Below are 1,123 nucleotides of genomic sequence, written 5' to 3' on the forward strand. Positions count from 1 at the left end.
GCGCGACGTGCTCGATATGGTCGCGTGAAATGAAGCTATAGGTCTCCGATGAAACCGGAGCGATTCAAAGAGCCGATTCAGCGAAGAACAGATCATTGGCATCTTGAAGGAGCACCAAGCTGGCATCGGGGCCAAGGAGCTCTGCCGGAAGCATGGCATCAGTGATGGCACGTTCTACAAGTGGCGTTCGAAGTATGGCGGCATGGAAGTGTCGGAGGCCAAACGGCTGAAGGCGCTCGAAGCCGAGAACGCGAAGCTGAAGAAGATGCTGGCGGAACACATGCTCGACGTGGCCACGCTGAAGGAAATGCTGGGAAAAAACTTTTGAAGCCCGGTGCAAGGCGGAGAGCCGTGGACTGGGCCATGACAGAGAAGAACTACAACCAGCGGCGGGCCTGTGCCTTGGCCGGGATTGATCCGCGCGTCTACAGGCGGCGACCAGCCAGGCCTGAGGATACAGAGCTCCGAGAGCGGCTGAAGGAGCTCTCCGGGGAGCGTCGGCGGTTTGGCTACCGACGACTGCACCTCCTACTGGGCCGAGAGGGCTGGCAAGTTAACTGGAAGAAGCTCTATCGGATCTACCGTGAAGAAGGCCTGACAGTGCGCAAGCGTGGCGGTCGCAAGCGAGCGATTGGAACGCGTGCGCCGATGACGATCCCGCAAGGGCCAAACCAGCGATGGTCCCTGGACTTCGTCTCAGATAGCCTTTCGGACGGGCGCCGGTTCCGGGTGCTTTGCGTCATCGACGACTTCAGCCGGGAATGCCTGGCCGCGGTCGTGGACACCTCACTCTCCGGCCAGCGGGTTGCCCGTGAGCTCGATAATATCGCCCGAACGCGCGGTTATCCGTGCATGGTGGTCAGCGACAATGGGACCGAACTTACGTCGAATGCCATCCTGAAATGGCAGGAAGACCGGAAGGTCGAGTGGCACTACATCGCGCCTGGGAAGCCCATGCAGAACGGCTTCGTCGAGAGCTTCAACGGCCGCCTGCGAGACGAGTGCCTCAACGAGCATCTGTTCGCAAACCTGCGCCACGCCCGGGAGCTGATCGCGTCTTGGCGTGACGATTACAATCACCATCGCCCCCACACGAGCCTCGACGGGCTCACTCCGTGGGAGT

Annotated in this window: 1 protein-coding gene; it reads left to right on the top strand. The window is 60.6% G+C overall.

Annotation, left to right across the window (positions count from 1 at the left end; translation table 11 throughout):
- Positions 1-91 precede the first annotated feature (91 nt).
- Positions 92-1,123, top strand: a protein-coding gene (locus C6W91_RS13250) for an IS3 family transposase (RefSeq protein ID WP_370570919.1) whose coding sequence is annotated in 2 segments (ribosomal slippage) — positions 92-311 and positions 311-1,123 — 1,033 coding nt annotated over the 2 segments. Because the reading frame shifts where the segments join, the coding sequence is not laid out codon by codon here. This gene is flagged as partial in the annotation.

This window comes from Phaeobacter sp. SYSU ZJ3003, from assembly GCF_041300735.1.
GTDB classification, from domain to species: Bacteria; Pseudomonadota; Alphaproteobacteria; order Rhodobacterales; family Rhodobacteraceae; genus Phycobacter; species Phycobacter gallaeciensis_A.